Below are 4503 nucleotides of genomic sequence, written 5' to 3'. Positions count from 1 at the left end.
CGACATAGCGGATCTTTTTAGCCGCAAAAGAGGCATGCACCACGTACTGGGCCAGGCGGCCCAAGGCCTCGGGATCATTCTCACGTATCCGCACCCCGTTGTGAACGGAAAACCCCGAAAGGCTCCGTACTCATTCTCGTACCTTGCTGTGTACACTTTTTCATATTCGTCAAGATACCGGTATGTGATTTGGTAGAGAGCGCTCTTCTCCGGTGAACGCCTCTTGTACACCCCGCGCCGCATGGCGCACGCGAGCAAGGGACATGCCTGATTTCCTCATTTTTCCAGACAAGGAATTTGTAAGACAGGACCATGGCTTTCATCCAAACAGAAATCTAATCCGTTTTCATGTTCTCCCCAGGCCAAAATTCAATCTTGAAATAGCGTGAACCATAAAGGGAAGAGCATGTTATCCAACACTCGAAAAAAATGGCTGTGGGAATTCAGATGTTGCCGCAGGGGGTGCGGAAGGGACAGTGTTTGCAGTTGGATTCGTCGGGGATAGGGATGAAGTCGGGGCGCAGGAAGATGTCACGCAGGAGGGCGTCCAGGTGGAGGCGGAAGCGGCGGATCTGTTCGGCACGTTCCTCGGGTGACAGGGAATCTTTGAAGACCGGGACGAGCGATCCTGCGTGAACACCTGGCCCGGAATCCCACCCTCAAGACATCCTGCGCCACCTGTCGACACCACCGATGCGGCGTCGATTCCTGCGCCATACATGCTTCAGTCGGCGAACGCGGCTTCCGCTTCCACCGCGATGACCCCCGTTCCCACTGCCTGCACTGGGATCCGCTGCCCCACTTACGACTTTAGTTCCCGCATTCCGGGAACGGGTCACACAATGCAGTGACCCGTCCGCTGCCGGCGCCTATTCGAACGCCTCCCCCCTCTCACAGAAAGTGCGAAAGATTCTTGACACTACCTGGGCGAGTTGTCCATCGCCTTCACCTACTTCCTCATCCCCTTCACCATTGTTGGTTTGAGTCACTACTTTACCTGGAAAACCTTTACTTGGGGATCGATCATGGGAACGACGTCATTTATTCCCTTGTTCATCATCGTATTCTTCGTTCCACTGGGAGTGGTGCACAATGTCATGGCGGATTCCAAGCGGGATACCCTGAAAGAGCTCTGTGACCGGTACCTGGATATCAGCAACGCGGTGATCCACAAGATCAAACGCAAACAGAGCGACGCGGACCTGGTGGTTCACAAGGAATTGATCGAAATGCTGGACGGCATGTACGAGAAATCCAGCAAGGTGCCGGTATGGCCGTTTGACACGAAAACACTGGCCAAGTTCTTTTCCGTGACCTTCGCCCCCATCGGGGTTATTTTTCTGGAGTCCTTCATCCAGATGCTGTTCGGCAAGTTGCTGGGCTGACCGCCCACGCCGGAGAGCACCGGACGGGTTTCCGGCACTCCAGGAACGAGCCTTGATTGACCGGACAGCTTCAGGACTCGTCCCGGAATCAAATCGGTTTTCCTCAAGATGGCCCCGGCCCGGCGCGCCGTTCGAGACTGGGGTCAGCTATAGGGATAATTAATAAAAAACTATGCATTTTGTTAGTTAGCGAAATCAGGATCGTTAATTCCGACCCGTATATCGTACGTGGTTAGATTAATTGCATCCTCACCCCACAGCATATCCCCAGGTTTAGTATATGTCCCCACAAAGTGAAGGTCGCCGTCACTTCTTGTCGTTGATTTCGTTTGTAAGGATGGAAAAACCGTCAGCGGAGAACTGATCATTCCCGAGTTCAATGACTTTTCGGAATTGTCCAATCGGGTCCGGACATGGCTCTGGTTAAACAAACCTGTCGAACTTGAGCCAGGGGCTGAGATCAAAACCATTCTTGGGGAACCCAGTGATTACATGATCACTGAGCAAGAATACGATGAATTACTGGCCCATCAAGGGCTGACAATCAAAGGGTTTATTGCAATCGATACCTGACTGCAGGCAGTGTTTCCTTCATACTTTCTTTGTTTCTCCCGTGACCTGGGTGACTGTCCGGCGGAAACGATCAATAAGTCTCAGGGGAATATGGTGTGGATTGACGGAGTGAATTTTTTCCGCGACCGCGACGGCCGCTTCAGCCGTCATGGCGTGGCAGCGGACCAGTTCGGCCATGATTTCCAGTCCCCAGACTACAGGAACACCCGTTTCAGCACATGCCCCGCGCAAAGCCTTGTCGTTGGTCGCACAGGTATATCCGCCCGCGGCCGCCACTATAAGGCAGAGGCTGTCGTTAAACGATAAGCGGCCCTTCCGCTCCGCAGCCGAGAACACATGCTCCAGCTCTGGTTCAATGATCGTCAGATTGCTTTCTTCACGCTTCCCGGCATCGAGGTCGCCCACCTCAGCCAAAATGGGTGTCAAAATGTGCACTTTACCAAGATATATATTGGCAAGGGACAGAATGGAAAAATCCGATTCGCGATAATCAATGAGTACATTGGCGTCCAGGAGAAGCAACCGGGTTGCGGGAACCATCACGCCTCAGTCGATCCAGGACGCGGCCAATTCACGCATGTCGGCCATAGACTTCCCCAGGATTTCGGCTCCCCGCCCCAGGCTGATGGTTTCATTCTCCACGGCCCGCCGCACCAGCATGGACAGGCGGTCCTGAAAAAAGTCTGCTCGCGAGAGATTCTCCGGTTCTTTGGCGGATCTTGATTCCGGAAAACCCGCCCGTAACGCATCCTGCGCTAGGGCTTCGGGTTCATCCGCCTTAAGCAGAAGTCTATTGTGCTTTTTTTCGTAATCCCTGAGGAAAACTTCCAAACGTTTTCCGTATCCTTTGTCACCCTCCGAAAGACGATGCAAAACGGTAAGGTAACTGACGCGGAAAATTCGTTTCACTTTCAGGACCCGGTCGATGAAGGCCAGTCCGGCGGTATCCTCCCACTCCTTGCGGAACGACACGTCGGGCATGAGGAAATAGACGGCAAAGGTGTTGGCTTCAATTTCATGGGCATCGATTTCATCGGCCTGTTCCACGCTGAAATCCGCGAGGTGGAGGACCAGGTGGCCCAGTTCATGGGCCGCAGTGAAGATCCAGCGTTCCACGGTGATCCGCTTCCAGGTGTTCACAAATACCGCCGGGCCGCCGTCGGCTTCGGCCACGGACAAGCCGAAAAAGTCCGAAGATGCGATCGATTTCTCACCCACCTTGACTCCCGCCGACTCCAGCAGGCCGCAGATATCGCGGACCGGCTCCTCATTGTCCAGCCCGAAAGTAGCGCGCGCCATGGACGCAGCCGCCTTGGCGCGCCCGGCACCGAACGGGATCTTATTGGAGACTTTCGGCAGAAGATTTGCCTTCTTGTCGCCGAGCATCTGTTCCAGGGCATTGAAATCATGCAGCCAGCGTTCCACGTCGGCCAGGATCTGCGCGCGCAGGCGCAATTGTTTGTTGGACCGGAAACGCACGGCCTTCAATTCCCGCGCCGGCGCCACCAATTGTGCCAGCGGTACCTGGAGGGCCGCGGCGATGGCCTCCAGGGTCCGCACTCGGGGTACTGATTTTCCGGTCTCAATATTGCGGTACGCCACCCGGGAGAGGCTGGCTTTCTTTGCCAGTTTGCCCTGGGTGATGCGCCGGGCTTCACGCAACCGCCGCAGGTTCACCGGAATCATATCAGCACCCATTATCCCCTCCACAACAAATATAATCTAATTATATATTTATGTCAATTAGATATGTTTTGCAGCCAAAGGCCACAATCGAAATCACCGAGCACGGGACTCTGAATATTACGCTTCAGATCGCCAGGAAAAATTCACTAAACTTCTCCGCCCACCCTCTCCCTTAAGGATATGGCGCTCCTTAATGCCAATACGGGTCATAATCCACTCATCGGTGGTATCAACCATTTGGCTAAGCTCATCGTTAGTAAGAATGTAGTCGGGGACATACCCTGCTATGCCTGTAATAGCAGCCGTGATACCATGCATTATTTGAATGCCTCTTTTATTTTTCCGCACAAACCCAGCTCAATAACCCTCTGGGTTTGCAGAATCATGTTCATTATAGCCTTCGCATTGGATATTCCATGTCCAATTATAATAGGAGCATTAACCCCAAGGATAGGGGTACCCCCGTAGTTCTCGAAGTTGAACCGCTCGAAGAATGGATCCTCTATGCCCCTCTTCTTAATTATGTGGAAGATTGCTTCTGCCTCTTTAAGAATAACATTGCCTACAAAGCCATCACAAACAATAACATCGGCCTTCCTGTTGGTGAAAAGGTAATGCCCCTCAATGTTCCCAGCAAACTCAAAATCAGTGGAACTGATAGGAAACCCAATTTCCCCATAAGTTGATTTTAAGGATTGGATTTCGGAATTTCAAGCAAATTTCCGGGAAAAGAGGTAATGGAATTCCTCTTCCGGAAGGTTCTGAACGGCTGACCCGGCAATCTGCACGGAAAGCACCAGAATACTGAACTCTTTTGCAATTTTGCATAAACCACTGCCTGGGAGAAACCGGCACCGGG

The 4503-nt window shown here is 52.7% G+C and carries 4 protein-coding genes and 1 pseudogene; 1 reads left to right on the top strand and 4 read right to left on the bottom strand.

The features are described from left to right. Window positions 1–1025 precede the first annotated feature (1025 nt). Window positions 1026–1385, top strand: coding sequence for a hypothetical protein (locus tag ENN40_05235; GenBank protein ID HDP94748.1), 360 nt, complete (start codon window positions 1026–1028; stop codon window positions 1383–1385). 591 nt (window positions 1386–1976) lie between these two features. On the opposite strand, the gene ENN40_05230 is transcribed toward ENN40_05235, so the two are convergent. From ENN40_05230 to ENN40_05215, 4 genes and pseudogenes are all read right to left on the bottom strand, one after another. Continuing rightward, a complete protein-coding gene (locus ENN40_05230; GenBank protein ID HDP94747.1) occupies window positions 1977–2498 on the bottom strand; it encodes a type II toxin-antitoxin system VapC family toxin in 522 nt (173 codons plus the stop codon). Between the two features lie 6 nt (window positions 2499–2504). Continuing rightward, window positions 2505–3656, bottom strand: coding sequence for an ImmA/IrrE family metallo-endopeptidase (locus ENN40_05225; protein HDP94746.1), 1152 nt, complete (start codon window positions 3654–3656; stop codon window positions 2505–2507). Between the two features lie 150 nt (window positions 3657–3806). Beyond that, a pseudogene (locus ENN40_05220) lies at window positions 3807–3962 on the bottom strand (3-oxoacyl-ACP synthase). Beyond that, window positions 3962–4345 carry a hypothetical protein gene (locus ENN40_05215; protein HDP94745.1) on the bottom strand — a complete coding sequence of 128 codons (384 nt, stop codon included), beginning with the start codon at window positions 4343–4345 and terminating at the stop codon, window positions 3962–3964. Before ENN40_05215 ends, ENN40_05220 begins: the two are co-directional and overlap by 1 nt. Window positions 4346–4503 lie beyond the last annotated feature (158 nt).

The sequence above is a fragment of the Candidatus Aminicenantes bacterium genome (assembly GCA_011049425.1).
GTDB lineage: Bacteria > Acidobacteriota > Aminicenantia > UBA2199 > UBA2199 > UBA876.
The sequence above is the reverse complement of the archived record's forward strand: the minus strand, read 5'-3'. Positions and strand labels throughout refer to the sequence as shown.

What these genes read in the sequence shown, in the direction of transcription:
- ENN40_05235 (HDP94748.1), top strand. Translation starts at nt 1,026, where the DNA reads ATGGGAACGACGTCATTTATTCCCTTGTTCATCATCGTATTCTTCGTT.
- ENN40_05230 (HDP94747.1), bottom strand. Translation starts at nt 2,498, where the DNA reads ATGGTTCCCGCAACCCGGTTGCTTCTCCTGGACGCCAATGTACTCATT.
- ENN40_05225 (HDP94746.1), bottom strand. Translation starts at nt 3,656, where the DNA reads ATGGGTGCTGATATGATTCCGGTGAACCTGCGGCGGTTGCGTGAAGCC.